1 protein-coding gene is annotated in these 275 nt (G+C 41.5%); it reads right to left on the bottom strand.

All coding sequences use genetic code 11. The features are described 5' to 3' along the window. Positions 1–275 (bottom strand): transposase domain-containing protein (locus tag H5058_RS18300; protein WP_182679401.1); only part of this gene is annotated, 275 nt, incomplete at both ends.

The following is a 275-nucleotide window of genomic DNA, read 5'->3' as shown; positions in this document are numbered from 1 at the left end:
CTAGGGGCAACTAGTTTCCCTTTACCTGGTAAGGCGATGTCCATTTTAGAGGCTATATCCCAAACAGATTCATGACGAAATAAACTCATACCAATCACAGACCAAACGACAGCATCGAGTGGTAAGCGACGTTTACGAACGGTGGCGACACCCGATTTTTCAAAAGCTTGGTTAAGTAATTCGGGATCTAAGATGCCAGATAAGTTATCAAGCGTTGTAAATTCATCAGCAGATGAGAAGGTGGTTGAAAGAGCTGTTTGAATATCCATAAAAAA

Origin of the sequence: Pseudoalteromonas sp. SR45-4, from assembly GCF_014163535.1 — a bacterium.
In the GTDB taxonomy this organism is placed as follows: Bacteria; Pseudomonadota; Gammaproteobacteria; order Enterobacterales; family Alteromonadaceae; genus Pseudoalteromonas; species Pseudoalteromonas nigrifaciens.
The sequence above is the reverse complement of the archived record's forward strand: the minus strand, read 5'-3'. Positions and strand labels throughout refer to the sequence as shown.